Source organism: Epilithonimonas bovis DSM 19482, assembly GCF_900108115.1.
Classification (GTDB): domain Bacteria; phylum Bacteroidota; class Bacteroidia; order Flavobacteriales; family Weeksellaceae; genus Epilithonimonas; species Epilithonimonas bovis.
In genome coordinates, this window is the sequence record NZ_FTPU01000001.1 from 119,466 (window position 1) to 145,951 (window position 26,486).

Here is a 26,486-nt window from a genome sequence, read left to right on the forward strand (position 1 = left end):
TATATGTTTTAGCTAAAGCCAATTCAATTTTCATTTTTAGAATGGTCTAAAGCCCAATCCTATTGATATTTGTAATTCAAATTTTAAAATATTCTTTATTTCGTAAACTTCCATCTTCGGACTTCCGTCCTACAACTTTATGCTATATCATTGATCTCCTCCAAACTTTGTCTTTTGCCCAAACCTTCTTCATCATAAACCTGAATCCGTGAACTGACATTGAGGATAATCCCCAACTGGATATAAGTTACCAGCATAGATGTTCCCCCATAACTTATCAGTGGCAAAGGCTGCCCAGTGACCGGAATCAGATTCACAGCAACCGCAATATTCACAGATAATTGAATGAATATCATTAATCCGATTGCCAGCACCAGCAGCGACCCAAAAAAAGCGGGCATTTTACTGGCAATGATGACGATCCGGATAATCATTATCATATAAAGGCTTACCAGTACAAAAGCACCAATCCAGCCGTATTCTTCTACTATGATGGCAAAAATAAAATCGGAAACCGACTGCGGCAAAGTTTGTTTCAGTGCACTTTTCCCTGGCCCAATACCATTGAACCCACCGTGAACAATCGCGGCTTTTGCCTGCATGACCTGATAATTTTTGGCCTTGATACTTTCGTCCTCTACATCGGTTGTTTTCTTAGAATTGGTAAAGGTCTCAATACGGCTCATCCAGGTATGGACCCGGTTCCCGCCTAACATATTGGTATTGAGCGCAATGACCAAAAACATAATAACAAACACGACCGATAATGAGATAAATCCGGCAACATATTGCCATGCTAACTGCCCTATAATCAGCACAATAATGGACACCATCAGGATCATCAAGGCCGTAGACCCATTGTCTTTGGCAACCAGCCCGAAAACAACGAGGATTGGCCCGAATATGTAAATGATGTTTTCCAGTGGTAACCTTTCTCTTTTGATTTTTTTTGTCAGATATCTGCACAGATAGATAATCAGCATCAGGTAAGCGAAAGACGACGGCTGAAAAGAGATCGGCGTTCCCGGGATCTTTAGCCACCGTGATGCACTGGCACCTTCTATCTTTTGACCCGTAAAAGTGGTAATCAGTAGCAAACCGATGGTTATCAACAATAAAATTGAACTCAGTTTACCAATATATTCGTACTTAACGGTACCTACAAAACGCATAATGCCCAAACCAATCAGCACAAAAAGGATATGCTTGATAACGTGACCTGTTGTAGTCCCGTTATTCACAATGTACTCCAGATTCGAGCTTGCAGAATATACCGGAAACACGGACAGGAAGGAAATCAAAATGATGACCGACCAAAGGACCTTGTCTCCTTTCAGCAATTCGAATTTGTTTTCTGTAGTTGGGTTTTCCATTTATTTTCTGCTATTAGCTGTTAGCCAATGGCTTTTCGCTCTTTAAAACTTCTTTTTTAAACTGATTGCCGCGATCTTCGTAACCGCTAAACAAATCAAAACTTGCGCAGCAAGGTGACAGCAATACCACATCGCCTTTCTCAGCAACAGATTTACAAACTTCTACAGCCTTTGCCATACTGGATGTGTCATATATCTGTGTTTTCTTGTCTTTGAAAAAGTCTATAATTTTTTGATTATCAATCCCTAAACAGACAATTGCTTTCACTTTTTTCTTCACAAGATCTTCTATCTCTGTATAATCGTTTCCTTTGTCTTTTCCGCCAACAATCCAGACAACCGGCTGCTTCATACTTTCCAGCGCAAAATAGGTGGCATTGACATTGGTAGCCTTGCTATCGTTGATGAATTTTACACCACCGATTTCTGCAACAGTCTCTAACCTGTGCTCCACGGCCTGAAAAGTCATTAATGAATGCCTGATGCTTTCGTTACTGATTTCCAATAATTTACCCGCTATACTTGCTGCTAAGCTATTGGCAACATTATGCTTACCAACCAGTGATAAGTCATTAATATTCATTGTAAAACCATCATTGATATTCACTACGAAATTATCATCGATGGAGTAAGCGCCTTTATCCAACTTTTCGGTTAATGAAAAAGGAACTTTAGTCACTTTCAGATCCAGTTTCCCAAGTATCGATTTGCTCATCTCGTCATCTTTGTTATAAATGAAGAAATTATCAACTTCCTGGTTTTCCGCAATCCTGAATTTTGCCAAAGCATATTCTTCATAATTGTAATTGTACTGATCCAGATGGTCTTTGGACAAATTCAACAATAATGAAATATAGGGTCTGAAATTCTGAATATCATCTAACTGGAAACTGCTTACTTCCAGTACATAATAATCAAAATGTTCTTCGGCGACCTGCTTTGCAAAGCTTTTCCCGATGTTGCCACCCAAGCCGACATTGAAGCCGTCTTCTTTCAGAATATAGTAGATCAAAGACGTGGTGGTTGTTTTCCCGTTACTTCCTGTTATGGCAATAATTTTGGCATTGGTAAACTCAGACGCAAACTCAATCTCAGAAGATAATCTGATTCCTTTTTCCTGAATCTTCAGCACCATTTCTGCCTTTTTCGGGATTCCAGGGCTTTTGATAACCCAATCGGCATTCAGTATCTTTTCCTCAGAATGTTTCCCGTCTTCATAATCTACCCCAAGCTCATCCAGTTCTTTTTTGTAATTCTCACGGATAGTTCCCATATCTGATAGAAAGACATCAAAGCCTTTGGCTTTTGCCAGGTATGCAGCACCTACGCCGCTTTCACCGCCTCCAAGTATGACTACTCTCATATTCTTTTGAAAAATGTATGATGTACAAAGTAAAATGACTTATCTATTGTACATTTTTTTATTATTAATTTTTAATTTATTCTGTAAAAAATACATTGTACATTATACTTTTTACATTTTACAACTCTCTATCTCACCTTCAGTGTGATCAGACAGATAATCGCTAACATCACACCCAGAATGATCATCCGGTTGACGATCTTGCTCTCGTGAAAACCTTCTTTCTGATAATGGTGATGAAGGGGCGACATCTTGAACAGTCTGTGGTTTTGAGCATACTCCAAACCGTATTTCCTTTTTCTATACTTGAACACCCACACCTGTAGGATCACAGACACCAACTCGATCAGGAATACACCACATAATACCGGGATCAATAATTCTTTCCTTAAGATAATGGCCAAAACGGCAATGACGCCACCCAGCATCAGACTTCCCGTATCTCCCATAAAAACCTGCGCCGGATAAGTATTGTACCAGAAAAACCCGATAACGGCGCCTACCAGAGCCAAAGCAAAGATGGTAGTCTCACCCATATGAGGCAGGAACATAATATTGAGGTAATCTGCAAAAATGATGTTCCCGGAAACGTAGGCAAAAAAGGCCAGCGTTAACAAAATCACGACACTTGTACCTGCTGTTAATCCGTCAATCCCGTCTGCAATGTTGGCGCCGTTGGATACGGCTGTTACAATGAAAATCACGATGGGGATAAAAACAACCCAGGCCCATTCGTGCGCTTTCTCGTTGTCCATCCAGAATAATATGCCGCTGTAATCAAATTCGTTATTTTTGGTGAAAGGCACTGTGGATACAGGGATTTTCTCTTCCGGCATAAAGTTTTTTTCCACATTATTCCGGTTGAGAATGGTGGCATCCGCATACTTCCTCTTCACGGTAATGTCCGGATGGAAATACATGGTAATGCCTACAATCAGCCCCAGGCCAACTTGCCCAATGACTTTGAATTTTCCACTCAGCCCGTCTTTATTTTTCTTAACTTTTTTAAGATAATCATCCAAAAAGCCGATTGCGCCCATCCACAATACAGAGATGATCAAAAGAACAATATAAACATTGGTAATCCGCGTAAAGAGTAAAACCGGAATCAACGTGGCCAGAATAATGATCAAGCCACCCATTGTAGGTGTTCCTTCTTTCTGCTTTTGCCCTTCCAGACCAAGATCTCTTACCAGTTCTCCCATCTGTTTTTTTCTGAGATATTTGATAATTTTTTTTCCATAAGCCATCGCAATAATCAGAGACAGCAAAACGGCCATCGCTGCACGGAACGAAATGTATTTGAACAAATTCATTCCAGGAATGTGAATCCCGTGGCTGGAAAGATATTCGTAGAGATAGTAAAGCATAATTTTTTATTTTCCCATTAATTGTAGCAACTGTCTAATCGTCTCTTTGTCATCAAAATGATGCTTCACACCACCAATATCCTGATAGGTCTCGTGGCCTTTACCTGCAACCAAAACAATATCATTTGGTTCTGCAAATTTGATCGCCATTTTTATCGCTTCTTTTCTGTCGGGGATAGAAGTGTATTTGCTGTAATTCTGAGGTTGTACGCCGGCTTCTATTTCTTTGATAATTTCCAGAGGGTCTTCCGTCCTCGGATTGTCAGAAGTGATAATGGCCAAAGTCGATTTTTTTGTCGCAATATCTCCCATCTCCGGGCGTTTGGTTTTATCGCGGTCACCGCCACAACCGAAAACACAAATCAATCTCTCGTTCTTCGTTCTGATCTCGTTGATGCTGTCCAGCACATTTTCCAGGGCATCCGGCGTATGCGAATAGTCCACTACGAAGAAAATGCCGCTGTCGGACTTGATCGTTTCAAAACGCCCGTTAACTCTGTGAAGTTTGGAAATAGCCTGAAGCACCTCTGTTTCATCCATTCCTAATTCCAAAGCAATTCCGTACGCCAGAAGGAGATTGTAAGCATTGAATTTCCCAGTGAGCGTGGTCCAGAATTCTTTGTTATTAAAATTCAGCAACATCCCATTGAAGTCCAGTTCCAAGACTTTCCCATGGAAATCTGCCATGGTTTTCAGCGCAAAAGTTTTCTTTTTGGCTTTGGTATTTTGCAACATCACCAGTCCATTTTTATCATCGGCATTAGTAATGGCAATCGCAGAATCTTCCAGCTCGTCAAAGAATCTTTTTTTGGCATTCAGATAATTCTGGAATGTTTTATGAAAATCAAGATGATCATGTGTAAGATTGGTAAACCCAGCAATTTTGAAATGCAAACCTTCTATCCTGTTTTGCACAATCCCGTGAGAACTCACTTCCATAAAAGCATATTCGCAACCGATTTCTACTGCTTTCGCCAACATTTGATTCAGTCTAATGACATCCGGCGTTGTGTGTGTAGAAGGGATAATCTCGTCACCGATCCTATACTCCACGGTCGAAATTAATGCAGACTGATGCCCCAGATTTCTAAAAATATCATATAAAAGCGTCGTCACCGTGGTTTTCCCATTAGTGCCGGTAACGCCAATCAGTTTGAGTTTCTTTGACGGATTTCCGTAGAAATTAGAAGCCAGATGTCCCAAAGCTTTGGAAGAATCTGCCACTCTCAGATAAGTCACCTCAGCAATAATTTCTGCAGGCAATACTTCGCAAACAATCACTTTGGCCCCTTTTTCTATAGCTGAATTGATGAAAGAATGCCCATCAGCAACCGTTCCTCTCAGTGCAACATACAAAGACCCTTCAACCGCTTTTCTGCTGTCAAAAACAATCTCGGAAACCTTTTTTTCCAGTGTTCCGACGGTTTCTAAAACCGGGATTCTTTGTAATATTATTTCTAAATTCATATTTTGCTTTTAGCTTCTGGCAAATTGCTTTTGTATTATATTAATTCTGCAGGTTCAGGTATATCTTTTGGTTTTTTCCAATGCTGGCTCCTTCCGCAGGAAACTGTCCTGTGATTTTACCCACACCTTTATAATCAACGCGGTAGCCCAAATTTTCGAGCTGCGGAATCACATTTTTGCCAATCAAACCAACAAGATTTGGCATAGAATCTTTTCTAACATTGACTTTGACATTAGGAGGCGTCATTTTGTTAAGATCTACCTTATGTTCCACCAGCAGGTCTTTTTCAACGTTCAAAGGTGTTTTCAAAAATGTTTTGCCGGCAATTTCTTTAAAAACCGGTGCGGAAACCGTTCCGCCATAAAATCCTTTTGAAGTATCGGGCTGATTAACCACCACAATACAGGTGTACTTGGGATTATCTGCCGGGTAAAAACCCGCAAAAGATGCCTGATATTTCATGGGGCCGGCCTTCCAGTACTCGAACCTGGCGGTACCGGTTTTGCCGGCAATCTTAAGGTTCGGAGTGTAGATACTTTTGGCCGTCCCTTTCTCAACCGCTTTGGTTAACGCATCTGTCATCATCTGTATGGCTTTGTCAGAAGCCATTTTATTCACCATTACTTCCGGCTTTGCTTCGTAAAGAAGTTTACCGTCTTTCATAATTTTATCAATAAACAGCGGCTTCACCATTTTACCTTTGTTAGCAATGCCATTATAAAATGTTACCATTTGCAAGAGTGGGAAACTGGATGCGTAACCATAGGCCAGAGATGCTAAAGTTGCTCTGTTCCAGCGTTTGCTCTGAGGTGTTTGGATAGACGGCTTGGCAATCCCCGGCAACTCGATCTTCATCTTATCAAACATCTTCCATTTTTTAAGATGATCAATAAAAACTTCCGGCTTATCTGCATAATGGGAAGTAATGAGTTTTGCTGCCCCCACGTTGCTCGATTTGGCCAGGACATCACTTACATCATACGTTCCGCCGCCGTGCCCGTCTGTAATTCTTTGCCCGGCGTAAGTCCAGATACCATTGCCCACATTCACTTTTGTGTTTTCATCAATAAAACCGTCATCCATAGCTGCCAAAAGCGAAACCGTTTTGAAGGTTGACCCTGGCTCCTGCGCATCTTTTACGGTATAATTGTAAGCGTCAACATAAGTTCCGGGTTCGGTTCTTCTCAGGTTTACCATGGCTCGGATCTTACCTGTTGCCGTCTCCATCACTACCACGCAACCGTGATCTGCATTGAATTTGATTAACTGATTTTCCAGTGCCGAATGCGCAATATCCTGAATCCTGAGATCCAAAGTGGTGTAAACATCCTGCCCATCTACAGGCTCCTGAACTTTCCAGTAATCAATTGGTTTCCATTGGGATGAATTGATTCTCTGCTCCAGGCGTTTACCGTCAATCCCGGTAAGATATTTGCTGAAAGCACCTTCAAGGCCTGATTTTGACTCGCCATTATCAGCACCGATGGTTCCTGCTCCAATTTGGGTTGTTGCCAGTTCTCTGCGGAAATTTCTCTCTACAATAAAACCGCCTTTGTTTTTACCTTTATTAAAAATCGGGAAATTGCGAATCCGGTCATACTCGTCAAAATCGAGTCCTCTCGCTAAAAGATAATATTGGTTATTCTTCTGATTCTGAGCATCTAATTTGGCTCTGAAATAGCTACGCGGCTTATCAAACATTTTGCTGAGGGAATCTGTCAAAGCGCCAATATTATTGGTGTAGATAGTGTCCCTCATGGATTTGAAATCCAGATAGACATCATAACGCATCACAGTTGTCGCCAGGATAGAACCATCGGAAGCAAAAAGATTTCCCCGGGCCGCCTTCAATGTCGCTTCACGGTAATTTTTGCTGATATAATTATTCTCAAACTCCTCCACATTGGTATTCTGAAGAATGAGAATCCTTGCTAAAAAAGTTACAAACAAAACAAGAGCTCCCAACACAAAAAGGTAACCCCACTTGAGTGCATTGGAACGCTTTTTTTCGTAATTGTTATTGGGCTGCTTTATCATCTGTGCTGTCAACTTTTATCAATAATTTCATCGGGTGGCTTTCCAGACTCACCAGGGAATCCTGAACCATCTCTTTACCAAGCTCCGACTCCATTCTAATTTTTATCAGCCGGCTTTGTGCATAGGCATTGCGGGATTTGTATTCCTCTGTTTCTTCCTTCAGTTTATTTACCCGCTCTATCTTTTTACTAACCAAGTGGTTACAATAAATCATCACCAGCAGCAAGCCAAATACAAACAGAAAATATTTGTAATGAGCTTTAACCTCATCGCGGTTAAGGAAATTCCCTTTTATGATATCCATAAAAGTCAATTTTTTCCTCTGCTTGTTATAACTCGTCTGCTTTGCCACGTCTTAATATAATTGATAAGTGATGACTGATTGATCGCTTATCCTTTATCATTTTATAGTTTTGTTCCTATTCTCATCTTTGCACTTCTTGCACGTGAGTTTTCTTCAATCTCGTTGTCATCGGGGATGATCGCTTTGGTCTGCAACAACTCGAATGCTTTTGCATAATTGCCATAAACATCCCTCTGTGGTTCCCCTTCGAACATGCCGTTTTTCAGGAAACGCTTCACAAGCCTGTCTTCGAGAGAATGGTAAGAAATCACCACCAGCCGGCCGCCTGGTTTCAAAATTTTGTAAGACTGAACGAGCATTTCCTTCAGCACTTCCAATTCCTGATTGACCTCTATCCTTATCGCCTGGAAAACCTGAGCGAAGAATTTGTTCTGCTTAAAAGCCGGGATATAACTAAAGAGACTTTTCAAATCCTCGGTGGTCTCAATTTTCTTAGATTTTCTGTGATGAACGATTTCTCTTGCTAATTTTCTTGCTTCCCGCAATTCTCCGTAATGATAAAAGATATCTGCCAGATCTTCCTCTTCGTAATCGTTGATGATTTTTTTAGCATCAAGGCCCTGCATTACATTCATCCTCATATCCAGCGGCGCGTTACTTCTTGTAGAAAAGCCGCGCTCTGCTTCATCAAACTGATGTGAAGAAACACCCAAATCAGCTAAAATCCCATCTACCTGAGAAATGCCGTAAGCCATCATTGAGTTTTCTAAAAACCTGAAATTCTGATTAACCAGCGTAAATCTGGGATCATCAATCGCATTTTTCAATGCGTCCAGATCCTGATCAAAAGAAAATAATTTCCCTTTATCAGAAAGCCTGCTGAGGATCTCTCGTGAGTGGCCACCACCTCCAAAAGTACAATCCACGTAAATACCATCAGGATTGATTACCAGGGCATCTACGCTTTGTTTTAATAAGACTGGATTATGATACATACTTTATATAATTGATAAGTGATGATTGATAAATGATTTAATTAGGGATATTGATTATCCTTGTTTGATGATTTAATTTAATTCCTCTACGTCTATATTTCCCATAACATCCTCGGCCAGACCGGCAAAATCTGTTTCACTCACAGCAATCACCTTCTCGTAAGACACTTTATCCCAAATCTCAAACAATTCTCCGGCACTGGTAATCACAATCTCTTTCTCGAGATTTGCAAATTGCGTCAGATCTTTGCTGATCTGTAAACGCCCGGCATTATCCAGCTCCACAGTTTTTACACCTGCGGTAAACATCCTGATAAAATCAGCGTTCTTTTTCACAAACCGGTTAAGACTGTTTATCTTTGCCATCAGCTTTTCCCACGGCTTCATGGGATATACTTCCAGACACTTCTGAAACACCGACCGCTTGATCACAAATGGCTCATCTGCAAAATGTTCCATCTGCTTCGTTAGCGAAGCAGGCAGTTTGATGCGCCCCTTGTCATCTATTTTGCACTCGTATGTTCCAATGAAATTTTTCATTTGGAGCAAATTTATATAAAATTCTACCACATTTTACCACTTTCTCCCACAATTTTACTTATTGTTTATAACTTTTCCACCCACCAACCCTGTCACTCTAAGGTTTTGATTACAAATTATTTATAAATCGATTAACCCATAAAGCCCGTAGTTAAAGCATTTTATATTAAAGCCTTAAGTTTTAGAATTCTTATTTAAAACGATTCTAAGCCAAAATTCAAAATCCGTATATTTGTTACATAAAATCGCCCCCCCTATAAGACCGATAGCAAAGCAGCAAACAGTGCCGGCGATAATAGAAATATTTTCACAATCAGTAAGTCGTTACTTATGAATTATTTAGAAGCACTCAACTGGCGCTATTCTGTAAAAAAATTTGACGGAAAAAAAATCACTCCCGAAGCGCTGGACAATATCCTGGAAGCGGGACGATTATCAGTAAGTTCGCAGGGGCTTCAGCCTTATCACCTGATCGTCACAGGAGATGATGATACGCTTCGCAAACTTGCACCAGCATTCTATAATCCTTCTCAGATCTCTACCTGCTCCCACCTGATTGTCCTGGTATCTAAGACCAATATCAATAAAGATTATGTGGACAACTATTTTAGTCACATTGTTAATGAGCGGGGCATCACGCTGGAGCAGTTATCATCTTTTAGAAAGAATATTAATCAGTTACTTAACCATTACACACAACAAGAGTTGGAAAACTGGTCCGAGAAACAAAGTTATATTATGCTGGGTTCTATGATTATGGCTGCAGCACAAGAAAGCGTGGACACCTGCCCGATGGAAGGTTTCAGGCAGGATATTATAGAAGATGTCTTACATATCGATAAAAACAATGAAAAAGTGAGTGTTGTATTGGCCTTGGGCTACCGTGCCGAAGACGATATTTTCCAGGATTTCAAAAAAGTGAGAAAACCTGCGGATAAGTTCATCAAATTCTTTTAACTTTAGTCTTTCAAAATTTTCAGTCAATCTGAATTTTAATCTAAATCCATGATAAAAACAGACGTTCTCGTCATCGGTTCCGGAATCTCAGGCTTATCTTATGCCATCAAAATATCCGAACAGTTACCTGACACCAAAATAATTATCGTAACCAAAGCTAACGAAGACGAAAGCAATACCAAGTATGCACAGGGTGGTTTAGCCGTTGTTACAGATTTCTCCAAAGATAATTTCCAGAAACATATTGATGATACGCTGCGGGCAGGCGATTATGTTAACAATCCTGACATCGTAAAAATGGTTGTGGAAGAAGCGCCACATCGTTTCAATGAGATTGTGGAATGGGGCGCCAAATTTGATCAGGAAAAAGGCCGATATGCTCTCGGCAGAGAGGGCGGCCATACCGAAAACAGAATCGTTCACCACAAAGACATCACTGGTTTTGAGATAGAAAGAGCCCTTTTGGAAACCGTCAATAATTCTCCCAATATCGAGATGCTTGCGCACCATTATGTCATAGATCTGATTACTCAACACCATGTTCCGGGAAAAGAACTGGACAAAGGAAACATCAATTGTTACGGCGCTTACATCCTTGATGAAAAACATAAAAAAATCAAGAAAATCACTTCTAAAATTACGCTGGTTGCAACCGGCGGCGCAGGCCACGTTTACAAAAACACAACCAACCCCATTATCGCCACCGGCGACGGAATAGCCTTTGTTCACAGAGCGCAGGGCAAGGTTTCTAATATGCAGTATTATCAGTTCCATCCGACTGCAATGTATTCTAAAAGAGACGGTATGTTGTTCCTCATCTCAGAAGCAGTGCGTGGCGATGGTGCAAAACTTCGTACTAAGAATGGGAAACCGTTTATGTATAAATATGATGCACGCGAAGAGCTCGCTTCCCGTGATATTGTCGCCAGAGCTATTGATAACGAGTTAAAAATAAGCGGTGATGATTATGTTGGTCTGGACTGTAAAGAAATGGACAGGGAAAAATTTATCCACCACTTCCCCAATATCTATCAAAAATGCCTGGATGAAGGCATCGATCCTTTCAAAGAACTGATTCCGGTAGTTCCGGCCTGCCACTATCTGATGGGCGGCATTGACATTGATAAAGACGGGCAATCGTCTATTAAAAATCTTTTTGCAGTTGGCGAATGTACCAATTCCGGGTTACACGGCGCGAATAGGTTAGCATCCAACTCGTTACTAGAAGGTTTGGTGTTTGGCCATAACGCTGCCATCAAAACCGTAGAATTGTTGAAAGAAAATCAGTTTAACTTTGATGACCTGAAAGCCGTCCCGGAATGGAACGAAGAAGGAATGAAAATAATGGATGAGATGGTTCTGGTAACTTATCTCAGAAAACAACTTCAGGAGATGATGAGTGACCTGGTTGGTATTGTGCGAAGCAATGCAAGGTTGGATCTGGCTAAGAAAAAACAACGCGAAATCTATGAAGCGGTGACAGAACTATATAATTATTCCATACTTTCGCCTCAACTTTCCGAATTGAGAAACCTTGTGAATGTATCCTATCTTATTATCAAACATTCTTTGCAAATGAAAGAAAACAAAGGCGCATTTTATAATAAGGACTTAGCAACAAAGCCGCTAGTGATTAATGAATAAATCTACATTAATGTAAATGCCATTAACGATTTAGAAAAACTGAAAAGCAATCCTTAATCCTTTTACATTAGTACAAAAATAAAACTCAATGAAAAGACCATCTTACGCCAGCGATAAAGTTTTGAAAGAGTTCATCACCAGAGCTTTGGAAGAAGATCTCGGGAACGGTGACCACTCTACCCTTTCTACCATCCCAAAAGACCTGGAACAGAAAGCCCAGCTCCTTGTAAAAGAAGACTGCATCTTAGCTGGTGTAGAACTGGCAGAAATCATCTTCAAAACTTTTGACAAGAATTTGAAAACTGAAATTTTTATAAAAGATGGCCAGCCGGCAAAAAAAGGTGATATTGCTTTTGTTGTTACAGGACAAGCAAGATCTATTTTATCAACAGAACGTCTTGTGCTGAACTGTATGCAAAGGATGAGTGGCATTGCTACAATGACGCATGATTGGGACTCGAGATTGGTGGGAACCAAAGCTAAACTTCTGGATACGAGAAAAACCACACCCAACTTCCGGGTTTGTGAAAAATGGGCCGTTGCTATTGGCGGTGGGACCAATCACAGATATGGGCTTTACGATATGATCATGTTAAAAGACAACCACATCGATTATAACGGAAGCATAACCAACGCTGTAAAAGCCGCTAAAGATTACGTAAAAAAGAATAAGCTAAAACTTAAAATTGAGGTAGAAACACGCAATCTGCAGGAGGTAGAAGAAGCAGTAAAATCCGGTGCAGACAGGATTATGTTTGATAATATGAATGTGGAAATGATGGCTGAGGCCGTTAACATAGTCAATGGCAAATGTGAAACTGAAGCATCAGGAGGAATTACACGTGATGTGTTAAATTCGGTGGCCAAAACAGGCGTCAATTTTATCTCAGCGGGTGCTTTAACGCATTCACATAGCAATATCGACCTGAGTCTCAAGGCTTTAAAAAATTAACACTTTCTTAACAGGAGTTATCATTTTTTTTAAGACTTTTGCGACATAAATCTTAAAGAAAATGAAAAAGACTTTAATTGTTGCAATTTTACTTGCCGGTTTTTTCACAGCATCTGCACAGGTAACAACCAGTAGTGTAAACGGAGTTGTTACTCAATCTGCAGGCAAAAAAACTGCTGGGGCAACTATCAAAGCGGTTCACCAACCTTCGGGAACTGTATATTCTGGAGTGTCTAACAGCTCTGGTTATTTCAATTTACCGAATCTTCGTGTTGGAGGTCCTTATACAATTGAAATTACCTATGCTAATTTGAGACCAGTGATATACAATGATGTATATCTACAATTAGGAGAGCCTTTTGCTGCCGACGCAACATTGACTCAAGAAAGCGAAACTTCTATTGAAGCAGTGAAAATTGTAGCTGTAGGAAGAAATTCTAAGAAGAATGGAGCAACAACTGTTGTCGGACGAAAACAACTAGAGAGCATGCCTACTCTAAGTAGATCTCTTCAAGACTTTACTAGACTTACGCCACAAGCTAACGGAAACTCTTTCGGAGGAGCTAATAACAGATACAACAACATTACCATTGATGGCGCTGTAAACAATGATGTTTTTGGACTTTCTGGTTCTGGTACACCTGGGGGACAAGCTGGTACACAGCCAATCTCTTTGGATGCGATTCAAGAAATACAGGTGGCTTTGGCTCCTTTTGATGTTACACAAGGAAACTTTACAGGCGCTGGAGTCAATGCAGTTACAAGATCTGGAACTAATAAATTTGAAGGTTCATTATATTTCTTTGGAAGAAATGAAAAAACAATTGGTAAAAGTGTTATTACTGGCGAAAAATCTTCAAAATTCAGTGATAGCCAATACGGTTTAAGAGTTGGAGGTCCATTGATTAAAGATAAATTATTCTTCTTTTTCAATGCAGAATCTGGAAGAAGAACTTCTCCTTTAGCTTTCAATGCAGGTGAAGCCGGAAGCACTATGACCAATGAAATTGCTCAGCAAATTGCTGATTATACCCTTTCAAAATATGGATATGATGTCGGTAGCTACGGTCCTCAGGATATCCAGACTCAAAACAATAAGTTCCTTGGTAAGATTGACTGGAACATCAACGACAAACACCAATTTACTCTTCGTTATAACTACATTGATGCCTTTGATGATAACTTATCAAGAAGTGCTAACTTTTTCAGATTTGGAAATAATGCCTACAAATTCACGAACAAACAAAGTAGTTTGGTTGCTGAATTAAGAAGTAACTTTAACAGTAGTTTCTCCAATAATTTAATCTTAGGATATTCATCTATCAAGGATAGTCGTGATACAGCAGGAAGTCCTTTCCCACAAATTACTATCTTGAATATTGGAGGAGTTTCTGGAGCATCTGCAGAATTTGGCTCACAAAGAAGTTCATTTGCTAATGAATTAGATCAAACTATTTTCGAAGTTACTGATAACTTCAAATGGAATATTGGAAAAAACACATTTACTTTAGGAACTCATAACGAATTCTTTAGTTTCAGAAACTTATTTATTAACAACCTAAATGGTAGGTGGGATTTCAACAGTGTAGCAGATTATTTGAACAATGTACCTGCGAGAGTTAGAGCCACTTATTCTCTTATTCCTGGCGAATCAAGACCTGCAGCTAAGTTCAGTGCGGCTCAATTAGGTTTCTATGCTCAAGGAGAATCTGAGGTTTTCAAAAATTTTAGATTAACTTATGGTATCAGATTAGATGTTCCAATCATTGGAGATAAGCCTTTGAGAAATCCAAAAATCGAAGCATCTTTCCCTGGATACAGAACTGACAATACACCTAGCGGTCAATTATTGTGGGCACCAAGAGCTGGATTTAATTATAATGTAAACGGCGACAGATCTCTAGTACTACGTGGTGGTGCTGGTGTATTCACCGGAAGAGTACCTTTCGTTTGGTTATCTAACCAGTTTACAAACAGCGGAATGTTATTCGGTACTGTTGATGCAAGAACTACGGGTATCAACGGTGGCAATGGATTCGACCCAAATATCGAAAATCAACAAAACATGGGTTCAGGATCTAAGCGCGCTGAGGTTAACTTAGTAAGTGATGACTTCAAAATCCCTCAAGTATTGAGATTTAATTTAGCAGGAGATTTCAAATTACCTGGAGGAATCAATGCTACTTTGGAAGGTATGGTTTCAAAAACAATGAATAACATCGTATATTCTGATATCAATATCTCTGGAAGTAATGGAAACATCAATCCAGCTTTATCAGGTGGTGCAGATGTAAGACCTAACTATGCGGGACAGAGAGTAAACTCTACCGACTTTACAAATGTTATTCTAATGAGTAACTCAAGTAGAGGTTATACTTATAGTTTAACTACTCAATTACAAAAATCATTCGGTTTTGGATTGGATTTGATGGCTGCTTATACTAATGGACAATCTGCTTCCATTAATGATGGTAACAGTAGTACTGCATTATCTAACTGGGAGTTTACACAAATAGTTACAAGTCCAAATAATCCTCCTCTTGCAAACTCAAACTTTGATATCAGACACAGAACTATTGGAAGTGCTGGTTATAAAATAGAATACGGTAGAAACAAAGCTTTCTCCACTGGATTCAGTTTGTTCTACGCAGGAACATCTGGTTCCCCTTTCACTTACTTATATAATGGTGATGTGAATGGTGACGGAGCTTTCTCTAACGACCTGCTTTATGTACCAAGAAACGCAAGCGAAATTAAATTGGTTGCATTGACAGGATCTAATCCCGCTACAGTTGCACAACAATGGGCTGCATTGGATGCTTTCATCGAGCAAGATCCGTACTTGAGAACTAGAAGAGGACAATATGCTGAGAGAAATGGCGCTAGAACACCTTGGGAACACAAATTCGATATGAGAATTACTCAAGATTTGGGAATTACTATCAAAGACAGAGTTCACAGATTCCAATTGACATTTGATATCTTCAACGTTGGAAATCTTCTTAACAAAGATTGGGGGAAAAGTTACTTCGTATCTAACAATGCTTATCAGTTAATTACTTATACTACTTCTGGTGGTGGTGGTTATACTTTCAGAGCTCCTAAGGATAACCAAGCATTCAATATTTCTGATCTTGCTTCTAGATGGCAAGGACAGTTTGGAGTTAGATATATTTTCTAATTTCAATTAATATTAATTATACTTCAAATCCCGGCAATCTGTCGGGATTTTTTTATCTTTGCTGTTCATAAAATCAGAATATGGAATTTTACAACATTCTTTTACACGCACACAAAGGTTTTGCTTACCTGGAACTTTTGCTGGTTGCGGTATTTTTAATCCTTCTATTGGTCACCATGTTTGGCTATAGCGGGACTATTTCAAAACTATTCAGGAAAGTGACTTTGTTTACGATGATTTTCTTTCATGTACAGTTTCTCATCGGAATTGTAATGCTGATATCCAACATCACCAAAGGTCTGGATATGGGTGCCGTGATGAAAAATGCAGATCTCCGTTTCACTTATGTAGAACACCCGTTCTCTATGCTAATAGCGGCCGTACTGATGACAATCATCAACAAAAAAGTAAAAGCGAATGACAAACTCACCATTCCTCTCGTTTCATTAGGATTAGTCGCGATTGCATTATTTGTATTCGCTTTCCCTTGGACAAGAGTTTTTGGATAATCATTTTATTAAATCAAAGATCTGGAGTAACATTTTTGAAACACAGGAATTTGACAAAGTTTAAAAACAAATCATTTATCAATTATTAATCATCTATTATAATGAAAGTAGCTGTGGTAGGCGCAACCGGAATGGTTGGACAAGTTATGCTAAAAGTTTTGGAAGAACGAGATCTTCCTATAACCGAATTAATTCCTGTAGCCTCAGAGAGATCTGTTGGCAACAAGGTCAAATACAAGGACAAGGAATTCACAATTGTAAGCATGGACGACGCTATTGCAGCCAAACCGGAGATTGCCATTTTTTCTGCAGGCGGCAATACTTCATTAGAATTTGCGCCTAAGTTTGCAGAAGCCGGTACTACAGTTATCGACAATTCTTCAGCCTGGAGGATGGATCCTACTAAGAAACTAGTTGTTCCGGAGATCAATGCCAATGTGTTGACAAAAGAAGACAAGATCATCGCTAATCCTAACTGTTCTACAATCCAGCTGGTGATGGTGCTTCACCCACTGAATCAGAAATACGATATCAAAAGAGTTGTTATATCTACTTATCAGTCTGTAACAGGCACCGGGAAAGCCGCCGTAGATCAATTGAACAGCGAAGTAAAAGGTGAAAACCCAGAGAAGGTTTATCCTTATCAGATCTTCAAAAATGCATTGCCACATTGTGATGTGTTCTCGGATGATGACTATACAAAAGAGGAGATCAAACTGATGAAAGAGCCTAAAAAAATCCTGGGCGACGACACCTTTAATCTGACAGCAACTGCCGTGAGAGTCCCTGTGCAGGGCGGACATTCCGAAAGTGTCAATATAGAGTTTGAAAATGAATTTGATCTGGATGAAGTTAAAAAAATCCTTTCCGAAACACCGGGAGTAGTGCTTCAGGATGATGTGAAGAACAATCAGTATCCCATGCCACTCTATTCCGAAGGCAAGGATGAAGTTTTTGTAGGCAGGATCCGCCGGGATCTATCACAGCCCAAGACGCTCAACTTGTGGATCGTGGCAGACAATCTGCGGAAGGGCGCCGCAACAAACGCCGTTCAGATAGCAGAATATCTTACAGAACACAACTTAGTTTAGACTAACAAAAACCAAAGAATCTTCGAAATTTCGAAGATTCTTTTTTTAGAAAAAGATCAATAAAACGACAATAGTTGTGTAAGGGTCTTCCTGATCCTTGTAACTGCGCCGTTTAACAAAATTTTCGAAAGAAAGTTGTAATGAAAAAAAGTAAAGAACAAAACTCCAACATCGCTTTCCAAAAATGGATTGCAGCCGTAGGAATTATCCTTTTTGTAGGAAAACTGGTCGCCTGGAAACTGACTAATTCCGATGCAGTATTTTCTGATGCAATGGAGAGTATTGTAAATGTTATCAGTGCTTTTTTAGGCTTATATGCCCTTTATCTGGCCGCTAAACCCAGAGATGAAAACCATCCATACGGCCATGGCAAAGTAGAGTTTGTAACCTCAGCAATAGAAGGCTCTCTGATAAGTATTGCCGGCGTAATGATTATCTACGAAGGATGCAACAGCCTGATCCTTGGCAAAACGCTTAATAAACTTGATTGGGGAATATGGATAGTCGCTGCAACGGCTATTATCAATTATGTTTTGGGTTATATCTCTATTCGTATCGGAAAAAAAGAGAACTCAATTGTACTGATTTCCTCAGGGAAACACCTGCAATCGGACACCATTACCACTTTAGGCGTAACAGTCAGTCTAGTTTTGGTATATATTACAAAAATCTACTGGATAGACTCTGTGGTTGCCCTGATTTTTGGCGCATATATTATCGTCGTTGGCTACAAAATCATACGCAGATCTCTCAGTGGAATCATGGATGAGGCTGATCCTGAAATGCTCGGCAGGCTGGCACGATTCCTCAACAAAAACCGGAAAGCACAATGGATAGACATCCACAATATGAAAATACAGCAATTTGGGAGCAAACTCCACATCGATGCACATCTCACGCTGCCGTGGTATTTTGAACTAAGGACAGCTCATAACGAAATGGAAGCACTTATAAAACTAATTGCTAAAAACACAGACCGCCAGGTAGAATTTAATTTCCATATGGATGATTGCAAACCTACTTCCTGTGCTATTTGCCAGATAAAAGACTGTCCTGTACGCCAACAAAATTTCACCAAAAAGGTAGAATGGGACGGCGAGAATATTTCCCAACCAGGTAAGCATACCGTAGAGAATTTGCTTTAAGCAATTTCAGATAGTCGAATATTAACCTTAATTATATTTTGTTGCTTAATTAGACGAAGTATTACGCCTTGTATTACCAGATAAAAGTTTTTTCCTGTAATAGTAGATCGGGATGATCAGGATCACAGTCAATGGCTGGATGACAAACCGCCGAACATAAAAAGAAAACAAATAACCGAAATGGAATTTGTCATTAATACACAATAAATAAATCGGGAAAATAATGGCAAACACAAGCAATATCAGTATAAAAGCCTGCCTCGTCCATTCGCGGTTCCGAAACAGAAAATGGATAATCCATAGCGAGAAGAACGTATTGAGCAAAAACCGAAACACGTAACTCATAATCAGTTTACCCCAGACAAAATCCGGAAACACAGCCGCCTGATCTGCAGATTTGAAATAGCCCAGGAAAGGATCATAAAAAATCCGGTCTTCTAAGCCGCGGACGCCAACCAATCCTAAAAACCCAATTATAACCAACAGCCACCTAAGCATCCTTTTCTCTTTTTAATGCAAAAAACTGAATCCATACCAGCCACAAAATAATTACACCGCCATAGATAATCGCAGGAAAAAGATAATCATGGGCAACTTTTTCGTACTGCGAGTATTTGAGATAAATGATATTAAGGAGCGCTATTCTCAGGACATTGAGGATGTGAAGCAGAATGATTCCGCCTACGGCAAACAGAAAGGTTTTGGCCCCTTTATAAAAAGCAAAAATAAATGCGGTAAACAACACACCAACAGATATCACATTACAGCCTTCCACCATTCGCGTCGTGTACATCTCACCGGTTAAAAAATAGACGCTGTGCTGCTTAAAACTGTCTACCAAAACCGTAGGAAAACCCGCAAAGCCTTGTACCAATGCAACTTGCTCTGCCACCCAGCGCGTAAAAGGATCTACAACCTCATCAGCATAGGCATTCAGGTAGAACTGATAGAGTAAAACCAGAAGGATATATATGATGACAAAACGCAGAAGAATCTTAAGAACCGGCAGAAAATCTTTCATATACGGGTATTTATTTTTTATAAGGCCATTTGGAGTAGCCTAAGCTTTCATTTGTGTTTGAGTTTTCAAATCATGTCGATTTCCCAGAAGTTATTCATTTTTAGACAGTAACAATTACAGATATAATCCTGCTTGTTCATCCAATTTCGAAACCGTAAATTGATGAGGTAAAATTACAATTTTTCGTTGATGAAAATCTATTATTACTAACTTTGTTCCTATGCAGCAACATCAGCAATTTTTTGAGGACTTTCTGGGTAAGAAGGCAGACACTTTTACAGCGCTTCCGCAAAGTGGCTCATCACGGATCAATTATATTGGCAGCTCCGGCGGACAGGATTACATCATTACTTATAATGAGAATAGGCGCGAGAATGAGGCATTTTTTTATTTTTCGGAACTGTTTTCGGGATTAGGACTTAATACGCCTCATATTTTTAAAATCAATACAGAAGAAAATCTTTACATCCAGGAATTTCTAGGCAGAGAGACACTTTCCGAAGTCATTGCAAGTGAAGGCCTGAGTCATCGCGTAAAAATTCTGGTTAAAAAAAGCCTGGAACAACTGTATGTTTTGCAGACAACAACAAGCGGGAAAGTAGATTACAGTAAAAGTTTTGAGTACGAGAGATACGATGATTTGCCTGTAACGCATGACCTTTATTACTTCAAGAATTTTTTGGTTGATATCCTGGAGATAGAATACCACAAATCAACATTACTCAAGGAGTTCAGGAGAATTGCTGCAAAAGTACAGTCTTTGGAACCGAAAACATTAATGATAAGGGACTTCCAGTCCAGAAATATTTTGGTGAATAATAATGAGGTTTATTTTATAGATTATCAGGCTGCGATGTATGGCCCGGCAAGTTACGATGTCATCTCGTTTCTTTATCAGGCCAAGGCCAACTTTCCGGAGGATTTTAGACAGGAAATGCTGCAATATTATGTTTCGTTCTGGAACGACAAAGTTGATAAAGATCATTTATCCGAAGCCTTTAACTGGATTAAGATGATGCGCTTTTTGCAGGTTTTGGGGGCTTACGGATTTCGGGGGCTTATCCAGAGAAAAGCTCATTTTATAACAAGCCTGCATCAGGGCATAGAGAACATTATTGATTTGAGCGGGCATTGGCCTGTTATTCATAATGATTTCCCAGAGCTTTGCAGGATTATCCGCAGGCTAAAGGATAAAGACATCAGCGATCGGATAAAACTGCTGATTAATCAGTAGGAAGTCTTCCTTAAAAACCAACAAAAAACCTCAGAATTGCTTCTGAGGTTTCTTCTGAATATCTTCAGGCTCTCTAATTATTTAATACAAATTCAATCCTTCTTTTACTATTCTTTTTGCAAATTTAAATTTTGGTCCCCAATAGTTATCATCCAGAGAGGAAACCATAACGCCTTTGGACGTGGCCGCATGAATAAACTTGACCTCACCTTCCGGAGTTACATCTTCAACAATCCCCACATGAGAAATTCTTCTCCCACCATGGGAAAAGAAAACCAGGTCACCTTTTTGCAATTGTGTACGCTCTACAGAATCACCTTCCTGAGATTGTTCTGCGGCAACTCTTGGCAAATTCATCCCTGCAGCTGCTCCAAATACAGACAAAACAAACGCAGAGCAGTCTATTCCGCTTCTGGAAGTTCCCCCGAAACGGTAAGGCGTTCCCAGATAACTTTCAGCTTCGGATAGGATGTTGTCTATAGTATTGCTGTGCTTGATAGCATTTTCTATTGCAGATCTTTTGATGACCTCATTGGTATTGGCAATAGACGCCAACACTTTTTGACCTTTGTTATCATCAGAATTATTAGATACTGGTTTAATATCTAGCGATGCAAATTTGGCATCGGTTTTGTATGTTTGATTATTAGAAACCACATAGTTAGAAACGCACGATTGCAGCGAAAAAAATGTGGCTACAAAAAAGGTATAAATAAGAACTCTTTTCTTCATATATATTTAATTACCTGTGTTAAGTTGGATTGGTTTTTTGTGATTGCATAGCAAATTTAGCCAATAGAGTTTAAAGGGTCTTTCAATTCAAATTGACGCCCTTTCAATTTAACACATTTTAACAATCTCTTTGGGAATGTTAAAGAAAAAAGAACCGCAAAGCTTATTTTTAGGCTTTGCGGTTTCAATTTTAGTTAAGATTCTTTAACGTTTTTGTAGATATTTATCTAGTGAACAACATTTCTCTGTATTTGGTTAACGGCCATAGCTCATCATCCACCATCATTTCTAAGGCATCTGCACCGGCTCTAATGTTGTCAAACAATGGTTTTACTTTGTTGCAATATTCTTCTGCCTGTTTTTGGCTGCCAGTTGTATTTTTGGCCTTTTCTTTGGCTGCCAGCAGCTCATCTACACCCAACTTGATTACAGAAACATTTTGGGAAATATCAGCAATCAGGCTTAACTGCTCTTTGGCTAATGCTTTAAACTCCTTATCGCCAAAGATCTCTTTAAGCCCTTTAACGTTCTCAATCAATCGGTTCTGATAATTAAGCGCTGCCGGTATAATATGGTTTCTTGCAATATCAGCCAGGACTCTGGCTTCTATATCAATAACTGTAGAATATTTTTCAAGCTTAATTTCGTTTCTGGCTTCAAACTCGCGGTGAGAGTAGATCCCCAACTCTGCGTACAGGTCAACAAATTTTTTGTCCAGTTCTTTTTTAAGCGCTTCCGGCGTGGTTTTTAAGTTATTAAGGCCTCTTTTTTTAGCCTCTTTTGCCCAATCATCAGAATAACCGTCGCCTTCAAACATTATATTTTTAGACTGCTTGATGTATTCTCTCAAAACATTGAAGATGGCCTCATCTTTCTTAAGACCTTTTGTCTCTATCAGCGCATCCACCTCAGCCTTGAAGACTTTCAACTGTTTGGCCACAATCACGTTCATTACGGTCATCGGCTCTGCACAGTTTGCAGATGAGCCTACCGCTCGGATCTCAAATTTATTGCCCGTAAAAGCAAAAGGGGAAGTCCTGTTTCTGTCGGTATTATCCAAAAGGATTTCCGGGATTTTACCTACAACATTCAGTTTCAGTTCTGTTTTTTCTTCCGGAGACAATTTTCCGTCGGTTACTTTCTCCAATTCTTCCAAAACTCCAAATAACTGGCTTCCGATAAAGGCAGAAATAATTGCAGGCGGCGCTTCATTGGCTCCTAATCTGTGGTCATTACTTGCCGATGCGATAGATGCCCTGAGTAAATCAGCATAGTCATGAACGGCCTTTAAAGTATTAACAAAGAAAGTCAGGAACTGAAGGTTTTTCTTAGGATTTTTGCCAGGGCTCAAAAGATTTTCGCCAGTATCTGTCCCAAGAGACCAGTTGTTATGTTTTCCACTACCGTTAACTCCGGCAAATGGTTTCTCATGAAATAAAATATGAAAATGGTGCTTGTGAGCTACTCTCGCCATGACATCCATTAATAATGAATTATGGTCTACGGCAACGTTGGCTTCTTCAAACATTGGAGCCAATTCAAACTGATTTGGCGCCACCTCGTTGTGACGTGTAGTTACAGGGATCCCGAGCTTCATACATTCGATTTCAAGCTCCTTCATAAAATTCATCACCCTTGTAGGAATCGAACCAAAATAATGATCATCCAGCTGTTGACCTTTTGCAGGAGCATGTCCTAACAATGTTTTTCCCGTAAGCACAAGGTCCGGCCTTGACTGGTACAAAGCGGTATCTACCAAAAAGTATTCTTGTTCCCAACCTAAGGTTGGCGATACTTTGCTGACGTTTTTATCAAAATAAGACTTCATAACATCTGTAGCAGCTTCGTCTACAGCATTAAGTGCTCTCAATAACGGTGTTTTGTAATCTAAAGTCTCACCTGTATAAGAGATAAAGATGGATGGGATACAAAGTGTTGTCCCCATGATAAAAGCAGGAGAAGTTGGATCCCAGGCCGTATACCCTCTTGCCTCAAAAGTATTTCTGATTCCACCATTTGGGAATGAGGAAGCATCCGGCTCCTGCTGAATCAACAGAGCGCCGCTAAATCTCTCTATAGCCCTGCCGCCGCCAATAGGTGTGAAAAAAGAGTCATGCTTCTCCGCAGTTGACCCCGTTAATGGCTGAAACCAGTGCGTGTAGTGTGTTACACCTTTGGACAGTGCCCAATCCTTCATGGCAACTGCCACCTGATCCGCAATATGCCTCTGGATTTTTGTACCTTTTCTTATCGCATCCAGGATGGATGTAAATGCTTCTTTAGTCAGGTATTCTCTCATGGTTTCTTCGGAGAAAACATTCTGACAGTATAATTCTGACAATTTTGCAGGTACATCTACAAAATTGTCTTTTCTGTAGCTCTTAAAAGGTAGCTCGGCCAGAGCTTTGAATCTTAATGTTGACATAGGTGTTCGATATTTAAACAGGTCAAATTTACAAAAAATAGCCATCCAAACAGGTCATGCCCTACAAATTTAATACACTTAATAAAATTTAACACAAAATTCATCGCTGCACCCCAAACAAAACAGGCCACACAATCGTATAATCACTTTAAATTATTGTTACAAAAAATTATTCTTATTTTTTTTATTATTTCTGGCGGAAAGTTTAAATTTATATGCTTGAAAACTCAATTAATACAACGGTAAACAGTTGTTACAAAGCATATTATTAACAGGAAAACTGTTTTAAAATAAAATTTGTAACTTTGCAGACTTTTACAAAAATTTATCATATGGCAAATTCAAGAGCAAGAGAAACCACAGAAGCTATCGAGAGACTTTACGTCTCCATGAGACACTTGTTTTACAGAGGATTTTTCAAACCTTCAGGTGTTTCGGGCGAATCATTAAGAAAACTCTTAATGGTAATCAATCCTGAAATCTACGGCAGCATGAGCATCCCCAATAAGATAGAACTTGATGGTTTGCTTTATGTTCTTGACCGTCTGCCGGAAGGTATAGAAGAATGTTCTTTTATCCACCTGACTTCTGACGAAGGTTTTGACAAAGGTAGTTTTGAGCCAATTGTTCCTAAAAAAAGACGGCGTAACTGCTACCGCATCGATGAACACCAGATGAATATTGAAGTTCTGCTGGGAAGATCCGAGATCTATGACATCCTTACCCACCTCACATTTCTTTATCTGGAAGCTGACAAAATTAAAAATATCGGTTTTGATCTCGAAGCCGAAGGCCGACCAAGAAGAATCTGGAAAATTATAGAAGAAGTAGCAAAAGGTGAGAAAAAATACAGCCGCAAAGAAAAAGAAGTGGCCCTAATCCACCTGTCCTCATTCCTGGGAAGAACATTCGATGAAACATTGAATGCTTATAACAATTTTGGTGATGACAAGAATCCCGACCGCCTGTTTAAAATTATCTACTGGCTGGGACAAAACAGCCTGGATGACTGGCGCGAGACAAGAGAAAGAGAAATCCACTTCTCAGCAATCCTGCAAGAGCGCGTAGGGCACCACCTCTTCGGTGAAAGATGGGCCAACACCATCAAAAAGGTTCTTGTAGAAAACAATCTGCACATGCGTCCTCTGCACATTATCAGCGCCAACATGCATTCGGTAAAAAATATGTTATTTGCCAATGATGCATTAGGTAAGAAAGGGACAAAAGATATAGACTATAAGCTGTTTGCTGATATCAGCAACAAGAAAGAACTTCAAAACAAAATACTGGATCACGCCCTTAGCAAGGGTATGATATACATTGATGACCACAGCGGCAGCAATATCGATGTCCAGATCATTGATGTTTCTAAGACAGATCTCAAAAACACTGTATTTGCCAATCAAAAATTCCAGGGTGATGATGTGATCCTTGTCTTTGATTATGCCTTTGGAGAACAAGCCTTCGAGGTGATGGACGAATTATTGAGGCCTTATGAAGTCAACGGGGAAGTCTACATGATGAAGGTAAAATCCATCTCTATTATGGGGAAAGCAGGTATCCTGACCGGTAAAAAAGGAGATATTATGATCCCGACTGCCCATATTTTTGAAGGAACTGCTGACAATTATACTTTTGAAAACGCACTGAAACTGGAGGATTTTACAGATGATGAGATCAAAGCTTATGAAGGGCCAATGGTTACCGTCCTGGGAACATCGCTACAGAATAAGGACATCCTCTCCTATTTTATGACCACTTCTTGGAAGGCCATTGGACTGGAAATGGAAGGAGCCCATTATCAAAAAGCGATTCAGGTAGCCAGCAAAATACGCCATCATATTTCTCCGGATCTTTTTGTAATGTACGCTTATTATGCGTCTGACAACCCACTGGAAACCGGCAGTACACTCTCATCCGGCGGTTTGGGCCTTACAGGTGTAAAGCCAACGTATATGATCACCAATAAAATTCTGGAAAAGATATTTTCTAATAAAGAACTTTAATAATAATGGCCAGCCAATTAGCCGGCCATTTTTTATATACTTTCAATGTGTTTTTAGTATTTGTTAATGATTCGTATTTATATTCCTATTACAAATACTTCAAGAGTACACATAAAACTTTTCAGGTTTAATTAAACTT

Annotated in this window: 21 protein-coding genes; 9 read left to right on the forward strand and 12 right to left on the reverse strand. The window is 39.7% G+C overall.

Annotated elements, in window-relative coordinates:
* Positions 1–137: 137 nt before the first annotated feature.
* The 8 genes from B0B05_RS00535 to mraZ form a co-directional block, all read right to left on the reverse strand.
* On the reverse strand, positions 138–1,373 hold the full coding sequence (locus B0B05_RS00535; RefSeq protein ID WP_076781419.1) for an FtsW/RodA/SpoVE family cell cycle protein: 1,236 nt from the start codon (positions 1,371–1,373) through the stop codon (positions 138–140).
* A 13-nt stretch (positions 1,374–1,386) separates the two neighbouring features.
* Positions 1,387–2,736: a UDP-N-acetylmuramoyl-L-alanine--D-glutamate ligase gene (gene murD / locus B0B05_RS00540; RefSeq protein ID WP_076781421.1), complete on the reverse strand. Its 1,350-nt coding sequence runs from the start codon at positions 2,734–2,736 to the stop codon at positions 1,387–1,389.
* Between the two features lie 128 nt (positions 2,737–2,864).
* The gene (mraY, locus tag B0B05_RS00545; RefSeq protein ID WP_076781423.1) at positions 2,865–4,106 is read right to left on the reverse strand and encodes a phospho-N-acetylmuramoyl-pentapeptide-transferase; all 1,242 of its coding nucleotides are present in this window, start codon (positions 4,104–4,106) and stop codon (positions 2,865–2,867) included.
* Between the two features lie 6 nt (positions 4,107–4,112).
* Complete coding sequence (locus B0B05_RS00550) at positions 4,113–5,573, reverse strand: UDP-N-acetylmuramoyl-L-alanyl-D-glutamate--2,6-diaminopimelate ligase (RefSeq protein WP_076781425.1); 1,461 nt, start codon at positions 5,571–5,573, stop codon at positions 4,113–4,115.
* 40 nt (positions 5,574–5,613) lie between these two features.
* On the reverse strand, positions 5,614–7,611 hold the full coding sequence (locus B0B05_RS00555) for a penicillin-binding transpeptidase domain-containing protein (RefSeq protein WP_076781426.1): 1,998 nt from the start codon (positions 7,609–7,611) through the stop codon (positions 5,614–5,616).
* Complete coding sequence (locus B0B05_RS00560; RefSeq protein WP_076781428.1) at positions 7,592–7,963, reverse strand: FtsL-like putative cell division protein; 372 nt, start codon at positions 7,961–7,963, stop codon at positions 7,592–7,594. The genes B0B05_RS00555 and B0B05_RS00560 overlap by 20 nt, the downstream gene beginning before the upstream one ends.
* A gap of 53 nt (positions 7,964–8,016) precedes the next feature.
* Positions 8,017–8,910, reverse strand: a complete 894-nt coding sequence (rsmH, locus tag B0B05_RS00565; RefSeq protein WP_076781430.1) for a 16S rRNA (cytosine(1402)-N(4))-methyltransferase RsmH — start codon at positions 8,908–8,910, stop codon at positions 8,017–8,019.
* A 72-nt stretch (positions 8,911–8,982) separates the two neighbouring features.
* On the reverse strand, positions 8,983–9,450 hold the full coding sequence (mraZ, locus tag B0B05_RS00570) for a division/cell wall cluster transcriptional repressor MraZ (RefSeq protein ID WP_076781431.1): 468 nt from the start codon (positions 9,448–9,450) through the stop codon (positions 8,983–8,985).
* 330 nt (positions 9,451–9,780) lie between these two features.
* Between mraZ and B0B05_RS00575 the strand changes: the two genes are divergently transcribed.
* From B0B05_RS00575 to B0B05_RS00605, 7 genes are all read left to right on the forward strand, one after another.
* Positions 9,781–10,407 (forward strand): NAD(P)H-dependent oxidoreductase, encoded by a 627-nt coding sequence (locus B0B05_RS00575; RefSeq protein WP_076781433.1) that lies wholly within the window; start codon positions 9,781–9,783, stop codon positions 10,405–10,407.
* A 48-nt stretch (positions 10,408–10,455) separates the two neighbouring features.
* Positions 10,456–12,051 carry an L-aspartate oxidase gene (gene nadB / locus B0B05_RS00580; protein ID WP_076781435.1) on the forward strand — a complete coding sequence of 532 codons (1,596 nt, stop codon included), beginning with the start codon at positions 10,456–10,458 and terminating at the stop codon, positions 12,049–12,051.
* A gap of 88 nt (positions 12,052–12,139) precedes the next feature.
* Positions 12,140–13,003: a carboxylating nicotinate-nucleotide diphosphorylase gene (nadC, locus tag B0B05_RS00585; protein ID WP_076781437.1), complete on the forward strand. Its 864-nt coding sequence runs from the start codon at positions 12,140–12,142 to the stop codon at positions 13,001–13,003.
* Between the two features lie 61 nt (positions 13,004–13,064).
* The gene (locus B0B05_RS00590; RefSeq protein ID WP_076781439.1) at positions 13,065–16,184 is read left to right on the forward strand and encodes a TonB-dependent receptor; all 3,120 of its coding nucleotides are present in this window, start codon (positions 13,065–13,067) and stop codon (positions 16,182–16,184) included.
* 80 nt (positions 16,185–16,264) lie between these two features.
* Positions 16,265–16,693 (forward strand): hypothetical protein, encoded by a 429-nt coding sequence (locus tag B0B05_RS00595; RefSeq protein WP_076781442.1) that lies wholly within the window; start codon positions 16,265–16,267, stop codon positions 16,691–16,693.
* Positions 16,694–16,794: 101 nt separating this feature from the next.
* A complete protein-coding gene (locus B0B05_RS00600) occupies positions 16,795–17,784 on the forward strand; it encodes an aspartate-semialdehyde dehydrogenase (protein WP_076781444.1) in 990 nt (329 codons plus the stop codon).
* A 140-nt stretch (positions 17,785–17,924) separates the two neighbouring features.
* A complete protein-coding gene (locus B0B05_RS00605) occupies positions 17,925–18,929 on the forward strand; it encodes a cation diffusion facilitator family transporter (protein WP_076781446.1) in 1,005 nt (334 codons plus the stop codon).
* A gap of 45 nt (positions 18,930–18,974) precedes the next feature.
* Here B0B05_RS00605 and B0B05_RS00610 read toward each other — a convergent pair whose 3' ends face one another.
* Entirely contained in the window at positions 18,975–19,427 is a 453-nt protein-coding gene (locus tag B0B05_RS00610; protein ID WP_076781448.1) for an exosortase F system-associated membrane protein, read from the reverse strand.
* A complete protein-coding gene (gene xrtF / locus B0B05_RS00615; protein ID WP_076781450.1) occupies positions 19,420–19,950 on the reverse strand; it encodes an exosortase family protein XrtF in 531 nt (176 codons plus the stop codon). Before xrtF ends, B0B05_RS00610 begins: the two co-directional genes overlap by 8 nt.
* 220 nt (positions 19,951–20,170) lie before the next feature.
* On the opposite strand from xrtF, the gene B0B05_RS00620 reads away from it, so the two are divergent.
* Positions 20,171–21,184: an aminoglycoside phosphotransferase family protein gene (locus B0B05_RS00620; RefSeq protein ID WP_076781452.1), complete on the forward strand. Its 1,014-nt coding sequence runs from the start codon at positions 20,171–20,173 to the stop codon at positions 21,182–21,184.
* A gap of 81 nt (positions 21,185–21,265) precedes the next feature.
* Here B0B05_RS00620 and B0B05_RS00625 read toward each other — a convergent pair whose 3' ends face one another.
* A complete protein-coding gene (locus B0B05_RS00625) occupies positions 21,266–21,916 on the reverse strand; it encodes a C40 family peptidase (RefSeq protein WP_076781454.1) in 651 nt (216 codons plus the stop codon).
* A 223-nt stretch (positions 21,917–22,139) separates the two neighbouring features.
* Complete coding sequence (locus B0B05_RS00630; RefSeq protein WP_076781455.1) at positions 22,140–24,341, reverse strand: glutamine synthetase III family protein; 2,202 nt, start codon at positions 24,339–24,341, stop codon at positions 22,140–22,142.
* Between the two features lie 332 nt (positions 24,342–24,673).
* Here B0B05_RS00630 and B0B05_RS00635 point away from each other — a divergent pair, with 332 nt between their 5' ends.
* Positions 24,674–26,347: a DUF6909 family protein gene (locus B0B05_RS00635; protein ID WP_076781457.1), complete on the forward strand. Its 1,674-nt coding sequence runs from the start codon at positions 24,674–24,676 to the stop codon at positions 26,345–26,347.
* Positions 26,348–26,486: the final 139 nt, after the last annotated feature.